Source organism: Halomonas sp. 25-S5 (assembly GCF_029889845.1).
Lineage (GTDB): Bacteria > Pseudomonadota > Gammaproteobacteria > Pseudomonadales > Halomonadaceae > Halomonas.
In genome coordinates, this window is the sequence record NZ_JARANV010000025.1 from 41,371 (window position 1) to 59,240 (window position 17,870).

Here is a 17,870-nt window from a genome sequence, read left to right on the forward strand (position 1 = left end):
GAATCCGTGCAGGGAGAATGTAGGGTCAGCTTACTGCCCCGGCGCTGGCCGGGGCAATCGTGACACTCAGAAGCGAGCGGGGGAGGCCAGTTCGCCGCGCAGCGAGTTGGGCAGCGCCTCGCTGATCTCCACGTCGACGAAGACGCCGATCAGCTCGAAGGGGTTGGCGGCACGGAAGTTGACCACGCGGTTGTTCTCGGTGCGCCCGGAGAGCTGGCCCGGGTCCTTCGGCGAGAAGCCGGTGACCAGGATGCGCTGGGTGGTACCCACCATGCGCCGGCTGATCTGCATCGCCTGCTGGTTGATGCGCTCCTGGAGGATCGCCAGGCGCTGCTTCTTGACGCCTTCCGGGGTGTCGTCCGGAAGGTCGGCCGCCGGCGTACCGGGGCGTGCCGAGTAGACGAAGCTGAAGGAGTGGTCGAAGCCGATGCGGTGGATCAGGTCCATGGTGGCCTCGAAGTCCGCCTCGGTCTCGCCGGGGAAGCCGATGATGAAGTCCGAGGAGAAACTGATGTCCGGGCGCAGTGCGCGGATGCGCTCCATCTTGTCGACGTACTCCTCGACGGTGTGGCCGCGCTTCATGGCCGCGAGCACGCGATCCGAGCCGGCCTGCACCGGCAGGTGCAGGTGGCTGACCAGCTCGGGGATCTCCGCGTAGGCCTCGATCAGGCTGTCGGTAAACTCCACCGGGTGGGAGGTGGTGAAGCGGATGCGGTCGATGCCCTCTACCGCCGCCACGCAACTGATCAGCTCGGCCAGGTCGATCTCGTCGCCCAGCTGGTTCTCGCCGCGGTAGGCATTGACGTTCTGGCCCAGCAGGTTGATCTCGCGCACGCCCTGGTCGGCCAGGTGGATCACCTCGTCCATCACCGCCTCGAAAGGCCGCGAGACCTCCTCACCGCGGGTATAGGGCACCACGCAGAAGGTGCAGTATTTGGAGCAGCCCTCCATCACCGAGACGAAGGCGGTGGCGCCGTCGGAGCTCGGCTTGGGCAGGTGGTCGAACTTCTCGATCTCAGGGAAGGTGACGTCGACCACCGAGATCTGGTCGTTGCGGCGCGAGTCGAGCATGGACGGCACCCGATGCAGGGTCTGGGGCCCGAACACCATGTCGACATGGGGCGCGCGCTTGCGCAGCGCCTCGCCCTCCTGGCTGGCCACGCAGCCCCCGACGCCGATCACCAGGTCGGGGTTGGCCTCCTTGAGCTTCTTCCAGCGCCCCAGCTGGTGGAACACCTTCTCCTGGGCCTTCTCGCGGATGGAGCAGGTGTTGAGCAGGATGACGTCGGCATCGCGCTCGTCGTCGGTGAGCTCGAGCTGGTGGGATTCGCCGAGCAGATCCGCCATGCGCGCGGAGTCGTACTCGTTCATCTGGCAGCCGTGCGTCTTGATGAAGAGTTTCTTCGCCATAAGAATAGGTCGCGGCTTCTGGCGCGACGGTGCACCGTTGGATGGACGTTGGCGGGCGGCCGAATGGCCACCCGGGACAAGACCCGCCATTATACGCCGCGGCCGCCATCGGGGCCAGCTGCCGGCCGGCGCGACTGTGGTACCCTGTGTGCCTTACGCGACAGAGCCGCTCCACGCGAGCCTTGGACAGCCAGGACAACGGCATGACGATACACAGACTCAAGATTCTGACACTGGGCGTGGCGCTCGCGACGCTCCCCCAAGCCCTGCATGCTCAGGAGGCGGCCAACGCCACCGCCTGGGTGTCGGACGAACTTTCTACCTATGTGCGCAGCGGCCCGACCGACGGCTACCGAATCATCGGCACCCTGACCGCCGGTGAGCCGGTGACGGTCCTGGAGACCAGCGGCGACTACAGCCGGGTGGAAGACGGAGACGGCGACACCGTCTGGGTGCTCAGCCGCGAGCTGCAGGAGGCCCCCAGCGCCCAGCAGCAACTGCCGGCGCTGGAAGCCCGGGTGGAGGAGCTGACCAATGAGCTTTCCGGCATCAACGACACCTGGGAGAGCCGTACCGCGTCGATGACCGAGACCCTCGAGGTCCGCGAGCAGCGCATTGCCGAGCTCGAGGCGCGTAACGCGGCGCTCGAAGGGGAGACCGAGCAGTCGCGCGCCACCATCCGCGAGCTCCAGGCCCGCCTGGATACCCAGGAGGAAGACTTGCTGATGCGCTACTTCATGTACGGTGGCGGGGTTGCCGGGGCCGGCCTGCTGGTGGGGTTGATCGTGCCCCACCTGCCGCGCCGTCGCCGCAAGCGCGATCGCTGGTTCTGATGCCGGCTTGGCTGGGGGAATGATGGCCAACGAATGGCGGGAGCGCTGGCGCGAGGGGCGCATCGGTTTTCACCGTGATCGGCCTCACCCGGCGCTGGTCCGTCACTGGCCTGGCCTGGGAGTGCGGGCCGGCACCAAGGTGCTGGTGCCGCTGTGCGGCAAGAGCCTGGACATGCGCTGGCTGGCGCGCCATGACCACCCGGTGTTGGGCATCGAGCTGGCCGGGCAGGCCATCGAGGCGTTCGTCGCCGAGGGCGTAGGGGAGGTGACCCGCTATCGCCAGGCCGGCTTCGACATCTGTCGCCAGGGCAGCGTGGAGCTGTGGTGCGGCGACTTCTTCCACTTCCATATCGAACAGGCGGCGGAGATCGGGGCCTTCTACGACCGCGCCGCCCTGATCGCCCTGCCGGCGGCCACCCGCCAGCGCTACGCCTTCCATCTTGCCCAGCTGATCTCCCCCGGTGCCCGAGGGCTGCTGATCAGCCTGACGCGCGGCCCCGGCGGGCCACCGTTCAGCGTCTCCGCCGAGGAGGTGCGCGAGCTGTTTGCGCCCAACTTTCGCGTCACCCACCTGGAGGACGGCGAGCCGGAGCCCAGCGGCTTTCGCGAGAGTGCCTGGGCGCTGGAGCGCCGCGGCCCGCTGGTCTGAGCGGATTCAGCGCGCCAGCAGTCGTCCCAGCTCGGGGTCGCGGAAGGCGCGGTCGAGGCCATCGGAGAGCAGCTCGTTGACCATGCGGGTGTTGGCCTTCTTGTCGGGGCGCATGGCATAGCTCTGGGTGCGGCGCGAGGTATAGGTGCCGGCATAGGTGTTGCCGGCGTTGATCGCCTCGGCGATCAGTACCGCCTCGAGCCGTGCCTCGTCGATAAGGGGACGGCTCTCGCCACGCTCGTAGCCCAGGTGATCCAGGGTCAGCGTCAGGCTGGGGCGTCCCTCGGCGCGCGCCGTGGTCGGGGTGAAGCCCATTTCCCGCACGGCGCGTTCCGCCTCCGCCTGCAGCCGCGGCACCAGTTCGTGAGCGTTGACGGTGATCACGGCGGTGGACATGGCGCTGCCGGTGCGGGTCCCGATCACCTCGCTGTCGCGACCGTCCACAGCCGTCACGGTGACCGCCTGGCCGCTGCCACTCTGCGGCACCCGGGCGGTGCGCTTGGGGTCGAGCTGCAGGTAGTGGGGGCTGGCACAGCCGGCCAGCCAGCCGGTGGCGAGGAGCAGGGCACAGGCCCCCAGGACGTGACGACGCTGCATGGAAGGTCTCCCGATGATGGCAGGGCCCCGAGTATATCCCCCGGACCTAGGCGCGGGAACCGCTGTCGCGACCCGTTCCGTGCGAGCGGTTACACTGCAGGGATAGCCACAGGAGCCGCGACATGATCCGACCCGCCACCCGGGAGGAGTTCCCACAGCTTGTCGACATCTGGCTGCGTGCCTCTCAGAAGGCCCACCCGTTCATCTCCGAGGCCTGCTGGAGGGCACGTGCCGATGACATGGCGCTTCGCCGCCTGCCCGCCTGCGAGGTGCAGGTGCTGGAGGCCGGCCGACGCGTGATCGGCTTCTGCGCCATGCATGGTGACCGCCTCGAGGCGCTGTTCGTCGACCCCGAGGTGCAGAGCTTCGGGCATGGCACCGGCCTGATGGCCCACGCCATGGAGGGCCACCGCACCATCACCCTCTGGGTCTATTCCCGCAACGTGCGCGCCGTCTCCTTCTACCGGCGGCTGGGCTTTTGCATCGTCGATGAGCGTGAGGACCCGGAGACCGGGGAGCAGGAGTCGCTTATGGCCTGGTCCCGCTGAGGCGCCTGGCGAGGTCCAGGCTCTCGCGGGGCTCTGGTAGAATGCCCGGGATCGCCTGCCCACCCCATGACGGACGACCCCATGACCGACACGACCCGCGACTTCCTGATCGCTCCTTCCATCCTCTCCGCCGATTTCGCCCGGCTGGGCGCGGAAGTGGATGATGTGCTGGCCTCCGGCGCCGACATCATCCACTTCGACGTGATGGACAACCACTACGTCCCGAACCTCACGATCGGGCCGATGCTCTGCGAGGCCCTGCGCAAGCATGGGGTGAGCGCGCCCATCGACGCCCACCTGATGGTCAGGCCGGTGGATCGGCTGATCGGGGACTTCATCGACGCGGGGGCCAGCTACATCACCTTCCACCCCGAGGCCTCGGACCATATCGACCGCTCGCTGCAGCTGATCCGCGACGCCGGCTGCCGGGCGGGCCTGGTGTTCAACCCGGCCACGCCGCTCTCCTATCTCGACTACGTGATGGACAAGGTCGACATGATCCTGCTGATGAGCGTCAACCCGGGGTTCGGGGGCCAGTCGTTCATCCCCGGGACCCTGGACAAGCTGCGCGAGGCGCGGCGGCGCATCGATGCCTCGGGTCGCCCGATCCGCCTGGAGATCGATGGCGGGGTGAAGGTCGACAACATCGCCGAGATCGCCCGGGCCGGGGCCGATACCTTCGTGGCCGGCTCGGCGGTGTTCAAGGCGCGCAACGAGGCCGACCCGCACCGCTACGACAGCGTGATCCGAGAGTTCCGCGACCAGCTGGCCAGAGCATAGGGCGCCCCGTGGAGAAGTCGCTTCCCGCTCCCCTATGGCACCTCTATCTGGTGGAGACCGCCGGCGGTGCGCTGTACACCGGGATCACCACCGACGTGGCCCGACGCCTGGCCGAGCACCGTGCCGGCCGGGGGGCCAAGGCGCTGCGCGGCAAGGGGCCGCTGGTGCTTCGCCACCAGGAGCCCGTCGGCAGCCGCGGTGAGGCCTTGCGCCTGGAGGCACGCCTGAAGCGCCTGACCGCGTCGGCCAAGCGCACCTGGCTGACACAGCGGAAGGCGGCGACGGCAGAGGTCCTGCTGACCTGACGACCTGTTCGGATGAGGCGCCTGGGTCAGTGAAGCTTCATGCGCGGCTTGAGGAAGCGGTTGATGCCATCCACCACCACGATGAGGCCCGTCTTGAGGGTGCCGTGGATGGCGCGCTGGTGCATGCGGTAAAGCGAGGCATAGAAGAACTTCGCCAGGTGTCCCTCGATGAACAGGCTGCGTGCCGAGGCCCCGCGCATCAGGCTGCCGACGGCTTCGAAGTGCGCCAGCGAGATCAGCGACCCTCGGTCCCGATAGACGAAGGGCTCGAGCGGCTTGCCGTCCAGTTGGGCGAGCAGGTTGCGATAGAGCGTCGAGACCTGCTGGTGGGCGGTCTGGGCGCGCGGGGGCACCGTGCTGCCATCTCCCTGGGGGCAGCTGGCACAGTCTCCCATGGCGAAGACATGGGGATCCTCCGTGCTCTGCAGGGTCGCGTGGACCTTGAGTCGGTGGTTGGATTCCGTCGGCAGTCCCAGCTCGGAGAGGAAGGGCGGGGCCTTGATGCCGGCCGCCCAGACGCCGAGATTGATGTCGATGCGCTGGCCATCGGCGGTATGAATCGCGCTGGCCTCTACGCGAGTCACGCGGGTGGCAGCATGAAGTTTCACGCCGAGGCCCTCGAGTTCCTGATGGACCGCCTGACTGATGCGTTCGGGCAGGGCCGGCAGGATCCGGGGGGCGGCTTCGATCAGGTGAACCTCGAGGTGGTCACTGTCCAGGTCCGTGACGCCGTAGCTGTGCAGCATGCGCGAGGCTTCATGGAGCTCTGCCGCGAGTTCCACCCCGGTGGCGCCGGCGCCGACGATGCCGACGACCATGCGGGCATGCCGTTCACTGCCCGGGTCGCTGTGACGCAGGAAGGTGTTGAGCATGTCCCGGCGGAAGGCTTCGGCCTGTTGCGGGCTGTCGAGGAAGTGGCAGTGCTCGTCGACGCCCGGCGTGCCGAAGTCATTGCTGACGCTGCCCAGTGCCAGCACCAGAAGGTCATATTCCAGCGTGCGAGAAGGCAGCACTTCGCTGCCCTCCTCGTCGAGGATGGGGGCCAGGGTCAGAGTCCTGGCCGTGCGGTCGACGTTACTGAGGGTGCCGCGCTGGAAACGGTAGCCGTGGTGGCTGGCATGGCCCACGTAGGCGATCTCGTCGAGTCCCGAGTCCAGCGCCCCGGTGGCGACCTCATGCAGCAGCGGCTTCCAGATGTGCGTGGCATTGCGGTCGACCAGCACGATCTCGGCGCGCCCGCGCCTGCCGAGCTTGCGGCCGAGCCGCGAGACCAGTTCGAGGCCGCCGGCGCCACCTCCGACCACGACGATTCTTGGCACACTCATGCAGCGACTCCAGTAAGGGAAGGGTCTCCAGCATAAGCCCTTGCCCGATTTCCTGCCCATGGCCTGTCCGGCATAATGGCCGCCCGACTGCATCGCGAGAGGCATCATGCACCCCATACTGAACGACATCCGCCTGGTGACCTTCGACCTGGACGGCACCCTGATCGACTCGGTGCCTGATCTGGCCTTGGCCGTGGACGCGGCGCTGGCCGATCTGGGCCTGCCCGCTGCCGGCGAGACCAGGGTCCGCGACTGGGTGGGCAACGGCTCGCTGGTGCTGATGGAGCGGGCGTTGCGGTTCGCAACACAGGTTAGCGAGGTGCCGGGGACTGATCGCAGAGGGGGTCCTATGCCAGGGGTGAGGAGCACTGCTCCGAACGGGCTGGCCATGGATGGCCAGCACCGGCCCTGCGAGCGAAGCGGGACGCGAGAGCGAAGCAGGGCATCGGTAGCGCCCAGGGAGGGGTTCACAGCGCCCCCTCGTAGATCAGTCGCCGGAAAAGCCTCGCGTGAAGGCGGTGAAGAAATCGATAAAGTGTTGCTGGAGCAGGCCCACACCGACTTTCTTGACCACTACGGTCGCGACCCAGGCGCTCATACCCGGCTCTATCCCGGGGTTCGTGAAGCGCTGGACGGCCTGCGCGATCGGGGTCTTCCGCTGGCACTGGTGACCAACAAGCCGAGCGCCTTCATCGCGCCGATCCTCGAGGCCTTCGGCCTGCAGGCGCACTTCGGCCTGTGCCTGGGAGGCGACAGCCTGGCGCAGAAGAAGCCCGACCCGGCCCCGCTGTTGCATGTGGCAGCCCACTTCGACATCTCACCCTCGGCCTGCCTGATGGTCGGTGACTCTCGCCACGACATCGAGGCCGGACGCGCCGCGGGGTTTCGCACCCTGGCCGTGCCCTACGGCTACAATCACGGCGAGCCAGTGCGCGACAGCGGGCCAGATGGCGTGGTTGAATCGCTGGCGGAACTCGTTTAACGTGATTTTGGCTAATGCTATAAGCGCGGCCCAATCAATATGTTATTGCTATAAGACGCGGAAACCCCTTGATGATCAGCCGCACGAAGCCGGACACCCTCTCGACCGCTGGTGGCGCCATGGCCGCCGTACGACGCCTGCCCCGTTCGCCTGCCCCGTTCGCCTGCCCGCGGCGGCTGGCGATGGTGACGCTCGCCTCGCGAGCCTGATCCGCGGCGCTTCTGCGCCCACCATTGCCAACCCGTCATATCGAGGACCCGGGCATGATGACTCCCGAACGCTTCCGCGAGCTGGCCGACGCCGGCTACAACCGCATCCCGGTCACCCGCGAGGTGCTGGCCGATCTCGACACGCCGCTCTCCACCTATCTCAAGCTGGCCGACGAGCCCTGGACCTTCCTGCTGGAGTCCGTGCAGGGCGGCGAGAAGTGGGGTCGCTACTCGATCATCGGGCTGCCCTGCCGCGAACGGCTCGAGGTCCGGGGCTTCACCGTCAGCCATATCATCGATGGCGAGCTCCAGGGCGCCGCCGAGGTGGAGGATCCGCTCGAGTGGATCGAGCAGTTCCAGGCCCGCTTCAAGGTGCCACGCCTCGATGAGCAGCCGCGCTTCGACGGGGGCCTGGTGGGGTACTTCGGCTACGACACCATCCGTTACATCGAGCCGCGCCTGCGGGGTGTCGAGAAGCCCGACCCGATCGGTGTGCCGGACATCCTGCTGATGGTCTGCAACGACCTGGTGGTGTTCGACAACCTCTCCGGGCGACTGGCGCTATGGACGCATGCCGACCCCGCCGAGCCTGAGGCCTACGCCCGCGCCCTGGACCGGCTGGAACGCCTGGAGATCCGCCTGCGCAGTGCCACCTTCAACACCATCAGCCCCGGTACCGGGCGCGCCGCGGTGGAGGAGGGGCACTTCACCTCGGGCCTCACCGAGGAGGGCTTCAAGGCGGCCGTGGAGAAAATCAAGGAGTACGTGCTGGCCGGCGACGTCATGCAGTGCGTGCCGTCCCAGCGCATGTCGATCCCCTACCAGGCGCCGCCGCTCGACCTCTACCGGGCGCTGCGCAGCCTCAACCCCTCGCCCTACATGTTCTACCTGAACCTGGGCGATCATCAGGTGGCGGGCTCCTCGCCGGAGATCCTCACGCGGTTGGAGGACGGCGAGGTCACGGTGCGGCCCATTGCCGGCACCCGCAAGCGCGGCCACAGCGAGGAGGAGGATCGTGCCCTGGAGGCCGACCTGCTGGCCGACCCCAAGGAGCTCGCCGAGCACCTGATGCTGATCGACCTGGGGCGCAACGACGTGGGACGCATCAGCGAGACCGGCTCGGTGAGGGTGACCGACAAGATGGTGGTGGAGCGCTACTCCCACGTCATGCACATCGTCTCCAACGTCGTCGGACGCCTGAAGCCGGGCCTTTCCGCCATGGACGTGCTGCGCGCCACCTTCCCGGCGGGCACCGTCTCCGGCGCCCCCAAGATCCGCGCGCTGGAGATCATCGACGAGGTGGAGCCGGTCAAGCGCGGTGTCTACTCCGGTGCCGTGGGCTACCTCTCCTGGCACGGCAACATGGACACCGCCATCGCCATCCGCACGGCGGTGATCAAGGATGGCCAGCTGCACGTGCAGGCCGGCGCGGGCATCGTCGCCGACTCGGTGCCCGAGATGGAGTGGCAGGAGACGCTCAACAAGGGCCGCGCCCTGTTCCGCGCCGTGGCCATGGCCGAACGCGGCCTGGACAACCTCGAGTGACCCCTGATTCCTGTCGCCCGGCGCTGGCCGGGCGAGTGCCGGAGAGCGCACCATGTCCGTGCTGATGATCGACAACTACGACAGCTTTACCTTCAACGTGGTCCAGTACCTCGGGGAGTTGGGCGCCGAGGTGGTGACCCACCGCAACGACGCCATTACCCTGGAGGAGATCGAGGCCCTGGCCCCGAGCCACCTGGTGATCTCGCCGGGGCCCTGCACCCCCGACCAGGCCGGCATCTCCATGGCGGCCATCCACCGCTTCACCGGGCGTATCCCCGTGCTGGGTATCTGCCTGGGGCACCAGGCCATCGGCCAGGTCTATGGCGGCAAGGTGGTCCGCGCGCCCCAGGTGATGCATGGCAAGACCTCGCGGATCCGCCACCTCGGCCAGGGCGTGTTCGGGGGCCTCGAAGACCCGCTGGAGGTGACGCGCTACCATTCGCTGGTGGTGGCACGCGAGGGTCTGCCCGACTGCCTCGAGGTTACCGCCTGGTGCGACGACGACGATGTCACCCCGGGGCTGATCATGGGGCTGCGCCACCGTGAGCTGGATGTCGAGGGCGTACAGTTCCATCCCGAGTCGATCCTGACTCGCCAGGGCCACGAGCTGCTGGCCAACTTTCTCAAACGTCATGTCTAGGCGCCGCTGAGCCGAGCCTGAGTCGAGGCTGATTAGAGGATAGTGATTATGCAGATGCGAGAGGCCATCGGTGCGGTGATGCGCCGTGAGAACCTGAACTTCGCCGAGACCCACGAGGTGATGCGCCAGATCATGACCGGCGCGGCCAGCGACCCCCAGATCGCCGCCTTCCTGGTGGGCATGGCCATGAAGGGCGAGACCGCCGAGGAGATCAGTGCCGCGGCCCAGGTGATGCGCGAACTGATGAACCCGGTCCGGCTGCAGGCCGACAACGTGGTCGACATCGTCGGCACCGGCGGCGATGGCGCCAATCTGTTCAACGTCTCCACCGCGGCGAGCTTCGTGGTCGCCGCGGGCGGGGCGCACGTGGCGAAGCACGGCAACCGCGGGGTCTCCTCCTCGTCGGGCAGTGCCGACCTCTTCGCCGTGGCGGGCATCAACCTGAACCTGGATGCCGAGCAGGTGGGCCGCTGCATCGAGCAGGTGGGCGTGGGCTTCATGTTCGCTCCCAACCATCACCCGGCGATGCGCTATGCCGTGGGCCCGCGTCGCGAGATGGGGGTGCGCACCCTGTTCAATATCCTGGGGCCGCTGACCAATCCCGCTGGCGCCCCCAACCAGGTGCTGGGGGTCTATGCCCCCGAGCTGGTGCCGCTGATGGCCGAGGTGCTCCGGCGCCTGGGCAGCGAGCACGTGCTGGTGGTGCATGCCGAGGATGGCCTCGACGAGATCTCGCTGGCGCAGCCGACCCTGGTCGCCGAACTGAAGGACGGCGAGATCCGCGAGTACACCATCACCCCCGAGGACTTTGGCATCGAACGCCACTCTCTGGATCCGCTACGGGTCAAGACCGCCGAGGACAGCCTGCGACTGGTCGAGCAGGCCCTGGTGGGCGAGGGGCCGGCGGCGGACATCGTGGCGCTAAACGCCGGCGCGGCCCTCTACGTCTCGGGCGTGTCCGACAGCCTCGCGGAGGGCGTGGCCATGGCCCAGGACGCCCAGGCCTCCAAGTTGCCGCTCGAGAAACTCAGGGAGCTCGCCAACTTCACCCGCGTGTTCACCCAGTGAGGCCCGACATGACCGATCCCCGTTCCCTGCCCACCATCCTCGGGCGCATCCTGGCCCGCAAGGAGGAGGAGGTCGCCGAACGCCGCCGTGTCGTCTCCGAGCAGGAACTGCTGCGCCTGGGCGCCGAGCAAGCCGCGCCGCGGGGCTTCGTCGCCGCCCTCGACCGCGCCATCCAGGCCGGCGATCCGGCGGTGATCGCCGAGATCAAGAAGGCCTCGCCCTCCAGGGGGGTGATCCGCGAGGACTTTCGCCCCAGCGAGATCGCCGCGAGCTATGCCGAGGGCGGTGCGGCCTGCCTCTCGGTGCTCACCGATGCCGACTTCTTCCAGGGCCACGAGGATTACCTGATCGAGGCGCGCGAGGCCTGCGACCTGCCGGTGATCCGCAAGGACTTCATCACCCACGGTTACCAGGTTAGCGAGGCGCGCGCCCTCGGCGCCGACTGCATCCTGCTGATCGTCGCCGCCCTCGACGATGCCCGGATGGCGGACCTGCATCGCCAGGCCGTGGAACTGGGCATGGACGTGCTGGTGGAGGTGCACGACGCCCGGGAGCTCGACCGGGCGCTCAAGCTCGACCTCGACCTGGTGGGGATCAACAACCGCGACCTGCACACCTTCAATACCCGGCTCGGGACCACCCTGGAGCTGCTGCCGCGCATTCCCGCCAGCGTCAGCGTGGTCACCGAGTCCGGCATCCATACCCGCGACGACGTGCTGCGCATGCGCGAGCATGACGTCAACGCCTTCCTGGTCGGCGAGGCCTTCATGCGCGAGGCGGAGCCGGGCGAGGCGTTGCGGCGGCTGTTTTTCTGATCCTCCTGCGCAAGCGGCAGCGGGCAGCCTTCGGGTTGCCCGTTGTGGTTTCCGGCATCGGGCGTGGCTCAGAAGGCGGGAGAGTCCGGGTAGACCAGGCTGATCAGGCGCTCCCCCGGCTGGGGTTCGAGGGGGGACTGGTCGCTGGCGACGCGGATCTGCTCCTGGACATCGATGCAGAACAGCGGCAGCAGGCGACGCACATGGGTCGCGACATCGGCGTCGACGTCGAAGGCCTCGTTCAATCGCGTGGTTCTCACCTCCGCCCCCTGGGCCACCAGGCTCGCCAGCTTGTGCCAGGTCACCTGCTCGCCGAACAGGCGGGGCAGCTCGGCCAGTTGCCGGGGCCGCTCCCTCTCGGCGTCGCGCTCCCCGTCGATCTCCAGCTGGAAGACCTTGCCATGACCCAGTCTCCCCTCGAAGTGCAGGGCGGCCAGGTCGTTCTGTTCGCGATAGGGGGAGAGGGGCAGGAAGTGCCCCAGGCCGGTCATCTCCAGGTGCTCCTGGGCATGCGCCGAGGTCGGGTTGCCGAAATAGGTGGGAAGGCCGGTCATGCGCGCCTCCTTCAGGGCGTCACGGTCATGGTCGCAGAGGCGCACGTCGAAGCCCGCCTCCTGGAGGGCCTGGTCCACGGCGCGTGCGACCGGGTTGGCGCCGAGGATCAGGAACCCCCTGGGCGGCGGGGTCGTGACGCCGAGCGCACCGGCGATGGGGCGGGAGAGCAGGCCCTGGATCACCACCGTGGCGATGATCACCATGAAGGTCACCGGCACCAGCATCTCGGCCCCTCCAGCCCCTGGGCCTCGAGCTTGAAGGCGAACAGCGAGGCCACCGCTGCCGCCACGATGCCCCTCGGCGAGATCCAGGCCAGCAGTGCCTTCTCCCGCCAGTCGAGCCCGCTGCCCGCGGTGCAGAGCCACACGGTCAGCGGTCGCGCCACCAGCATCAGTACCCCCAGGTAGGCCCAGGCCGGCCAGCCCAGCAGGGCCAGCTATCGAGGTCGAGCCGCGTGTCAACCCCGAATAGAAATGTCCGCGTTCTACCGATCTAAGATGTCCGGTCGTTACCGATGGATGGCGAGTCCGATCAGTTCTCGGCCTCGGCTGCCTCCTCCTGGTCAGCGGTGGGTTGTGGCTCCATCTGTGGGCGCTGGTTGAGCAGGCCCGCCTTGCGCTTATCCTTGAGCCGCCAGGCGAGCCACTGGCAGGCGAGGGAGAGGAGACCGATGCCGGTGAGCAGGACGGCGGGGCTTTCCATGGCGAGCTTCCTGGCGAGGGGGCGGCGCTAGCGGCTCTGCTTGAGCACCGCCAGCAGGGCCTGCAGCGGATGGGACAGGCCCTGGTCCGAGAACCGCGCCACCTGGCTGCGGCAGGAGTAGCCGGTGGCCAGCAGGCGGCCGGCGTTGCTGTTCTCCTCCACCACCGGCTGCCACGACTGGGCGTAGATGGTCCGGGAGGTCTCGCGGTTGCGCGCCTCGTGGCCGTAGGTGCCCGACATGCCGCAGCAGCCGGTGGCGACGAGCTCCAGCTCCAGGCCGAAGGCGGCGAACAGCTGCTGCCACGCCTTGGGGCTGCCCGGGGCGTTGGTCGTCTCGGTGCAGTGGGAGAGCAGCCTGAAACCCGGGTCATCGACGCTCAGGCCATGGGGTGCGGCCCGGTGCGCCAGGGTAGAGGACTGAGTGACCAGCCACTCCTGCAGCATCAGCACCTCGGGCACGGCGTCCGGCCCCAACGCCTTCACGTACTCCTGGCGATAGGTCAGGGTCATGGCCGGGTCGATGCCCACCAGCGGCACGCCGAATTCGGCCAGGGTCCAGAGGCGTCTGGCCTGCGTCCGTGCGGTGCGCGCGAAGGCCCCCAGGAAGCCCTGGACATCGAGCGGCTTGCCGTTGGGCGAGTAGGGCGCGACGAAGACCCGCACGTCCAGGCGCGAGAGCAGCTCGACGATGTCCATCACCAGCCTGGCTTCGAAGTGGCTGGTGAAGGCGTCCTGGACGAGCACCACACTGCGCGCCTTCTGCGCCTCGGTGAGCAGGCCGAGCGACATCGGCGTGGCCTGTGCCACGCCCCAGGCGGCCAGCTGCTTCTTCAGGCTGGCGCGGGACAGCCGCGGGCTGTCCACCAGGCCGAGCGGGCCGGCCAGCAGCCGGTCGACCAGGCGGTTGCCCAGGGCGGCGTTGTAGAGCGGCGCTACCCGGGCAAGCGTCGGCACCAGGAACTCCATGCCGCCCACCAGGTAGTCGCGCGGCGGGCGCAGGTAGCGGCCGTGGTAGACCTCCAGGAAGCGCGAGCGGGAGTCCGGGACATTGACCTTCACCGGGCACTGGCCGGCGCAGGACTTGCACGCCAGACACCCCGCCATGGCGTCGTACACCTCGTGGGAGAAGTCCTTCTCGCCGCGCTGCCTGGCCAGGGTGTTCCTGAGCCGCAGCGGGAAGTCCTTGACGAAGCCCCAGGCCCCCTCGGCCTTCTTCTTCCTCGACTCTTCGACCAGGTCGATGCCGGCCTCACCCTGCAGCCGCAGCCACTCGCGGATCAGGCTGGCGCGCCCCTTGGGAGAGTGGATGCGGTCGCGGGTGGCCTTCCAGGAGGGGCACATGGCGTCATCGGGGTCGTAGTTGTAGCAGGCGCCGTTGCCGTTGCAGTAGACGGTGGCCGCGTGGGCCTGCCAGACCCGCTCGTCGATCTGGCGGTCGAACTGGCCGCGGGTGGGCACGCCGTCGATGGTCAGCAGGTTGGGGTCCACCCACTTGACGGCTTCCTCCTGAACAGAGGGGCCTGTTGTAGTGGCAGACCCCGCGGCGTCGGGCGGGAGAGCACTGGCGTCTTCGGGCGCGCTCCCCACGGGTTCGGGTGGGGTGGACAAGGAAAGCGGCGAGGCGATCTTGCCGGGATTGAGCTGGTTGTGGGGATCGAAGGCCGCCTTGACCCGCTGCAGGCTGGGATAGAGCTCGCCGAAGAAGGCGGGGGAGTACTCCGAGCGCACGCCCTTGCCGTGCTCGCCCCACAGCAGGCCGTGGTACTTCTGCGTCAGTGCGGCCACCTCGTCTGAGACCTCGCGGATCAGCCGCTCCTGGGCCGGGTCCTTCATGTCGATGGCCGGGCGCACGTGTAATACGCCGGCATCCACGTGGCCGAACATCCCGTAGGCGAGGCCCCGGGCGTCGAGGGCGGCACGGAACTCGGCGATGTAGTCCGCCAGGTGCTCCGGCGGGACGGCGGTGTCCTCGACGAAGGGGATGGGGCGCTTCTCGCCCTTGGCGTTGCCCAGCAGGCCCACGGCACGCTTGCGCATCCCGTATACCCGCTTGATGGCATCGCGCCCCTCGGCCAGCGTATAGCCCAGGCGGGGCACGCTCGCATCGGCCTCCAGGTGGCGGCAGAAGGCCTCGACGCGCTCGGCCAAGCGCGCAGGGTCGTCGTCGTTGAACTCGATCAGGTTGATGCCGTGTACCGGCGTCTCGCCCGAGGGAAAGAATTCCGCCACGCTGTCCCAGACGAAGTCCTCCATGGCCAGCATCAGCACGGTGTCGTCCACCGTCTCGATGGAGGTGGGCTGCGCCTGCGGCTGGGCTTGTGAAGAGTCACTGCTTGCCATCAGCGCCTTGGCATCGCGCAGGGCGTCCATGAAGCCGGCGTAGCGCACGTTGACCAGGGTCGAGTGCTTGGGGATCGGCAGCACGTTGAGCACCGCCTCGTCGAGCAGGCCCAGCGACCCCTCCGAGCCGCACAGCAGGCTGTTGATATCGAGGCGGCCTTCCGCGTTTCTCAGATGCGCCAGGTCGTAGCCGGTCAGGCAGCGGTTGAGCGGCGGAAACTTCTCGGCGATCAGCTCGCCCTGGGTGTCGATGATCTCCCGTGCGGTGCGGAAGACCGCCCCGGTGACGTCCTGGCGCTCGCACTGGCGCCCGAGCTCGGCGTCCTCCAGCGGGCGGCTCACCAGCCGCTCGCCGCCCAGCAGCACGGTCTCGAGCTCGAGCACATGGTCGCGGGTCTTGCCGTACTCGCAGCTGCCCTGGCCGCTGGCGTCGGTTGCGATCATGCCGCCGATGGTGGCGCGGTTGGAGGTGGAAAGATCCGGCGCGAAGAAGAGCCCGTGGGGCTTGAGCGCCGCGTTGAGCTGGTCCTTGACCACGCCGGCCTGCACCCGTACCCGGCGCTGCTCCACGTCGATGTCGAGGATCGCGTTCATGTGCCGCGAGACGTCCACCACCAGGCCGTCGGTGAGCGACTGGCCGTTGGTGCCGGTGCCACCGCCGCGGGGGGTGAGCGCCACCTGGCGGTGTTCGTCACGGCCGGCCAGCCGGGCGATGCGCTCGAGGTCGGCGCCGTGCCTGGGATAGAGCACCGCCTGGGGCAGGCGCTGGTAGATGGAGTTGTCGGTGGCCAGCACCGTGCGGGCGGCATAGTCCGGGGCGATCTCGCCCTCGAAGCCCGCATCGCGCAGGGCGTCCAGGAAGCGCAGGTAGGGGGCGGCGAGGCCCTCGATGCGGCGCGAGTCGGCGGTATCCAGTCGTGCGATCATGGCGCTCTTGTCTGGGGAGGAGAGAGTGGCGCCACTTTACCGCGAGAGGGCGGTGTCGCGCATCCTGCCCCGGGGTGATCACCACTGGGCTGGCGTCGACACGGTGGCGCGTGGCGCCGCTGAGGCCTTTTGCCTACAATGGTTGCCCTGTTTGCCGATGCCATCGCCGGCGATCCCGGCTTTGGCGATTCCCGACTTCACGACTGCAACGGACTGGATGCCATGCTCGACCCCAAACTGCTGCGCAGCGACCTCGACGTTGTCGCCCAACGACTGGCCAAGCGGGGCTTCGTCCTCGATACCGACCGTCTCGAGGCACTGGAGTCCCGGCGGCGCGAGCTGCAGGCCCAGACCGAGTCCCTGCAGAACGAGCGCAATACCCGCTCCAAGGCGATCGGCAAGGCCAAGGCCCAGGGCGAGGACATCCAGCCGCTGCTCGACGAGGTGTCCGACCTGGGCGAGCGCCTGGACGTCGCCAAGGCGCGCCTGGCCGAGGTGCAGGCCGAATGGGACGAGGTGGTCAGCGGCCTGCCCAACCTGCCCCACCAGAGCGTGCCGGTGGGCGAGAGCGAGGAGGAGAACGTCGAGCTCCACCGCTGGGGGACGCCCCGCGAGTTCGACTTCGCGGTGCGCGACCATGTCGACCTGGGGGCGCTCAAGGGCCATCTGGACTTCGACTTGGCGGCCAAGCTGACCGGGGCCCGCTTCGCGGTGATGCGCGGCCCCATCGCTCGGCTGCATCGGGCGCTGACCCAGTTCATGCTCGACAAGCAGACCCTCGAGCATGGCTATGAGGAGTGCTATGTCCCTTATATGGTCAATGAGGCGTCGCTGTACGGCACCGGCCAGCTGCCCAAGTTCGGCGAGGACCTGTTTCGCCTCGACGACGAGCGCGGTTATCACCTGATCCCCACCGCCGAGGTGCCGCTGACCAACTTCGCGCGTGATGAGATCCTCGACCACCGGGCGCTGCCGATGAAGCTCACCGCCCATACGCCCTGCTTTCGCAGCGAGGCGGGCTCCCACGGCCGCGACACCCGCGGGATGATCCGCCAGCACCAGTTCGACAAGGTTGAGATGGTGCAGCTGGTCGACCCGGCCACCAGCTACGAGGCGCTGGAGGAGATGCGCGGCCACGCCGAGGCGATCCTCCAGGCGTTGGAACTGCCCTATCGGGTGGTGACCCTGTGCACCGGCGACATGGGCTTCGGGGCGGCCAAGACCTATGACCTGGAGGTGTGGTTGCCCAGCCAGGACACCTACCGCGAGATCTCCTCGGTCTCCAACTGCGAGGCGTTCCAGGCGCGGCGCATGCAGGCGCGCTTTCGCCACCCCGAGCAGAAGAAACCGCAGCTGCTGCATACCCTCAACGGCTCCGGCCTGGCGGTGGGGCGTTGCCTGCTGGCGGTGATGGAGAATCACCAGAGGGCCGATGGCTCGATCAGCGTGCCCGAGGCGCTGCGCCCCTACATGGGCGGGGTCGACACCATCAACGCTTGACCCGGCTTCGCCGGGCCAGGAGCTTGAAGCTGATAGGGGTCGGGAAGGCTTAGCCTCCCCGCCCTCCGAACCGTGCGTGCGGTTCTCCCGCACACGGCTCTCCAGTTGATGGTTTCCTCATCGGGATTGGCTCGCGTGCT

18 protein-coding genes are annotated in these 17,870 nt (G+C 68.2%); 11 read left to right on the top strand and 7 right to left on the bottom strand.

Features of this window, described 5'->3' with window-relative positions; translation table 11 throughout:
• Positions 1-66 precede the first annotated feature (66 nt).
• The gene (gene miaB / locus OP498_RS15455; protein ID WP_280554291.1) at positions 67-1,410 is read right to left on the bottom strand and encodes a tRNA (N6-isopentenyl adenosine(37)-C2)-methylthiotransferase MiaB; all 1,344 of its coding nucleotides are present in this window, start codon (positions 1,408-1,410) and stop codon (positions 67-69) included.
• 203 nt (positions 1,411-1,613) lie between these two features.
• Between miaB and OP498_RS15460 the strand changes: the two genes are divergently transcribed.
• Both OP498_RS15460 and OP498_RS15465 read left to right on the top strand, forming a co-directional pair.
• The gene (locus OP498_RS15460; protein ID WP_280547807.1) at positions 1,614-2,243 is read left to right on the top strand and encodes a TIGR04211 family SH3 domain-containing protein; all 630 of its coding nucleotides are present in this window, start codon (positions 1,614-1,616) and stop codon (positions 2,241-2,243) included.
• A 22-nt stretch (positions 2,244-2,265) separates the two neighbouring features.
• Positions 2,266-2,892: a thiopurine S-methyltransferase gene (locus OP498_RS15465; RefSeq protein WP_280547806.1), complete on the top strand. Its 627-nt coding sequence runs from the start codon at positions 2,266-2,268 to the stop codon at positions 2,890-2,892.
• Positions 2,893-2,898: 6 nt separating this feature from the next.
• Here OP498_RS15465 and OP498_RS15470 read toward each other — a convergent pair whose 3' ends face one another.
• Positions 2,899-3,489 (bottom strand): YajG family lipoprotein, encoded by a 591-nt coding sequence (locus OP498_RS15470; RefSeq protein WP_280554293.1) that lies wholly within the window; start codon positions 3,487-3,489, stop codon positions 2,899-2,901.
• Positions 3,490-3,611: 122 nt separating this feature from the next.
• Here OP498_RS15470 and OP498_RS15475 point away from each other — a divergent pair, with 122 nt between their 5' ends.
• The 3 genes from OP498_RS15475 to OP498_RS15485 all read left to right on the top strand — a co-directional run bounded on the left by OP498_RS15475 (position 3,612) and on the right by OP498_RS15485 (position 5,122).
• The gene (locus OP498_RS15475) at positions 3,612-4,037 is read left to right on the top strand and encodes a GNAT family N-acetyltransferase (RefSeq protein ID WP_280547804.1); all 426 of its coding nucleotides are present in this window, start codon (positions 3,612-3,614) and stop codon (positions 4,035-4,037) included.
• 81 nt (positions 4,038-4,118) lie between these two features.
• Positions 4,119-4,817, top strand: coding sequence for a ribulose-phosphate 3-epimerase (rpe, locus tag OP498_RS15480; RefSeq protein WP_280554294.1), 699 nt, complete (start codon positions 4,119-4,121; stop codon positions 4,815-4,817).
• An 8-nt stretch (positions 4,818-4,825) separates the two neighbouring features.
• Positions 4,826-5,122, top strand: coding sequence for a GIY-YIG nuclease family protein (locus tag OP498_RS15485; protein ID WP_280554295.1), 297 nt, complete (start codon positions 4,826-4,828; stop codon positions 5,120-5,122).
• A 26-nt stretch (positions 5,123-5,148) separates the two neighbouring features.
• On the opposite strand, the gene OP498_RS15490 is transcribed toward OP498_RS15485, so the two are convergent.
• Positions 5,149-6,447 carry an NAD(P)/FAD-dependent oxidoreductase gene (locus OP498_RS15490; protein ID WP_280547801.1) on the bottom strand — a complete coding sequence of 433 codons (1,299 nt, stop codon included), beginning with the start codon at positions 6,445-6,447 and terminating at the stop codon, positions 5,149-5,151.
• Between the two features lie 106 nt (positions 6,448-6,553).
• Between OP498_RS15490 and gph the strand changes: the two genes are divergently transcribed.
• The 5 genes from gph (at position 6,554) to trpC (ending at position 11,706) form a co-directional block, all read left to right on the top strand.
• Positions 6,554-7,429 (top strand): phosphoglycolate phosphatase, encoded by an 876-nt coding sequence (gph, locus tag OP498_RS15495; protein WP_280547800.1) that lies wholly within the window; start codon positions 6,554-6,556, stop codon positions 7,427-7,429.
• Positions 7,430-7,695: 266 nt separating this feature from the next.
• Complete coding sequence (trpE, locus tag OP498_RS15500; protein ID WP_280547876.1) at positions 7,696-9,183, top strand: anthranilate synthase component I; 1,488 nt, start codon at positions 7,696-7,698, stop codon at positions 9,181-9,183.
• A 52-nt stretch (positions 9,184-9,235) separates the two neighbouring features.
• Positions 9,236-9,823 (top strand): aminodeoxychorismate/anthranilate synthase component II, encoded by a 588-nt coding sequence (locus tag OP498_RS15505; RefSeq protein WP_280554296.1) that lies wholly within the window; start codon positions 9,236-9,238, stop codon positions 9,821-9,823.
• A gap of 48 nt (positions 9,824-9,871) precedes the next feature.
• A complete protein-coding gene (gene trpD, locus OP498_RS15510) occupies positions 9,872-10,891 on the top strand; it encodes an anthranilate phosphoribosyltransferase (RefSeq protein WP_280547798.1) in 1,020 nt (339 codons plus the stop codon).
• Between the two features lie 8 nt (positions 10,892-10,899).
• Entirely contained in the window at positions 10,900-11,706 is an 807-nt protein-coding gene (gene trpC / locus OP498_RS15515; protein WP_280547797.1) for an indole-3-glycerol phosphate synthase TrpC, read from the top strand.
• 68 nt (positions 11,707-11,774) lie between these two features.
• Here trpC and OP498_RS15520 read toward each other — a convergent pair whose 3' ends face one another.
• From OP498_RS15520 to OP498_RS15535, 4 genes are all read right to left on the bottom strand, one after another.
• Complete coding sequence (locus OP498_RS15520; RefSeq protein ID WP_280554297.1) at positions 11,775-12,485, bottom strand: NAD-binding protein; 711 nt, start codon at positions 12,483-12,485, stop codon at positions 11,775-11,777.
• Positions 12,470-12,652, bottom strand: coding sequence for a hypothetical protein (locus tag OP498_RS15525; protein ID WP_280554298.1), 183 nt, complete (start codon positions 12,650-12,652; stop codon positions 12,470-12,472). Before OP498_RS15525 ends, OP498_RS15520 begins: the two co-directional genes overlap by 16 nt.
• Before the next feature lie 140 nt (positions 12,653-12,792).
• On the bottom strand, positions 12,793-12,963 hold the full coding sequence (locus OP498_RS15530; protein WP_280547795.1) for a hypothetical protein: 171 nt from the start codon (positions 12,961-12,963) through the stop codon (positions 12,793-12,795).
• Positions 12,964-12,990: 27 nt separating this feature from the next.
• Positions 12,991-16,230, bottom strand: a complete 3,240-nt coding sequence (locus OP498_RS15535; protein WP_280554300.1) for an FAD-linked oxidase C-terminal domain-containing protein — start codon at positions 16,228-16,230, stop codon at positions 12,991-12,993.
• A gap of 222 nt (positions 16,231-16,452) precedes the next feature.
• Here OP498_RS15535 and serS point away from each other — a divergent pair, with 222 nt between their 5' ends.
• On the top strand, positions 16,453-17,730 hold the full coding sequence (gene serS / locus OP498_RS15540; RefSeq protein WP_280554301.1) for a serine--tRNA ligase: 1,278 nt from the start codon (positions 16,453-16,455) through the stop codon (positions 17,728-17,730).
• Positions 17,731-17,870: the final 140 nt, after the last annotated feature.

Bases quoted from the DNA above. Each gene is read 5' to 3' on its own strand.
- OP498_RS15465 (WP_280547806.1), top strand. From the start codon at position 2,266: ATGGCCAACGAATGGCGGGAGCGCTGGCGCGAGGGGCGCATCGGTTTT.
- OP498_RS15475 (WP_280547804.1), top strand. From the start codon at position 3,612: ATGATCCGACCCGCCACCCGGGAGGAGTTCCCACAGCTTGTCGACATC.
- OP498_RS15535 (WP_280554300.1), bottom strand. From the start codon at position 16,230: ATGATCGCACGACTGGATACCGCCGACTCGCGCCGCATCGAGGGCCTC.
- serS (WP_280554301.1), top strand. From the start codon at position 16,453: ATGCTCGACCCCAAACTGCTGCGCAGCGACCTCGACGTTGTCGCCCAA.
- OP498_RS15525 (WP_280554298.1), bottom strand. From the start codon at position 12,652: ATGCTGGTGGCGCGACCGCTGACCGTGTGGCTCTGCACCGCGGGCAGC.
- trpE (WP_280547876.1), top strand. From the start codon at position 7,696: ATGACTCCCGAACGCTTCCGCGAGCTGGCCGACGCCGGCTACAACCGC.
- miaB (WP_280554291.1), bottom strand. From the start codon at position 1,410: ATGGCGAAGAAACTCTTCATCAAGACGCACGGCTGCCAGATGAACGAG.
- trpC (WP_280547797.1), top strand. From the start codon at position 10,900: ATGACCGATCCCCGTTCCCTGCCCACCATCCTCGGGCGCATCCTGGCC.
- OP498_RS15460 (WP_280547807.1), top strand. From the start codon at position 1,614: ATGACGATACACAGACTCAAGATTCTGACACTGGGCGTGGCGCTCGCG.
- gph (WP_280547800.1), top strand. From the start codon at position 6,554: ATGCACCCCATACTGAACGACATCCGCCTGGTGACCTTCGACCTGGAC.
- OP498_RS15520 (WP_280554297.1), bottom strand. From the start codon at position 12,485: ATGCTGGTGCCGGTGACCTTCATGGTGATCATCGCCACGGTGGTGATC.
- trpD (WP_280547798.1), top strand. From the start codon at position 9,872: ATGCAGATGCGAGAGGCCATCGGTGCGGTGATGCGCCGTGAGAACCTG.
- OP498_RS15530 (WP_280547795.1), bottom strand. From the start codon at position 12,963: ATGGAAAGCCCCGCCGTCCTGCTCACCGGCATCGGTCTCCTCTCCCTC.
- rpe (WP_280554294.1), top strand. From the start codon at position 4,119: ATGACCGACACGACCCGCGACTTCCTGATCGCTCCTTCCATCCTCTCC.
- OP498_RS15470 (WP_280554293.1), bottom strand. From the start codon at position 3,489: ATGCAGCGTCGTCACGTCCTGGGGGCCTGTGCCCTGCTCCTCGCCACC.
- OP498_RS15490 (WP_280547801.1), bottom strand. From the start codon at position 6,447: ATGAGTGTGCCAAGAATCGTCGTGGTCGGAGGTGGCGCCGGCGGCCTC.
- OP498_RS15505 (WP_280554296.1), top strand. From the start codon at position 9,236: ATGTCCGTGCTGATGATCGACAACTACGACAGCTTTACCTTCAACGTG.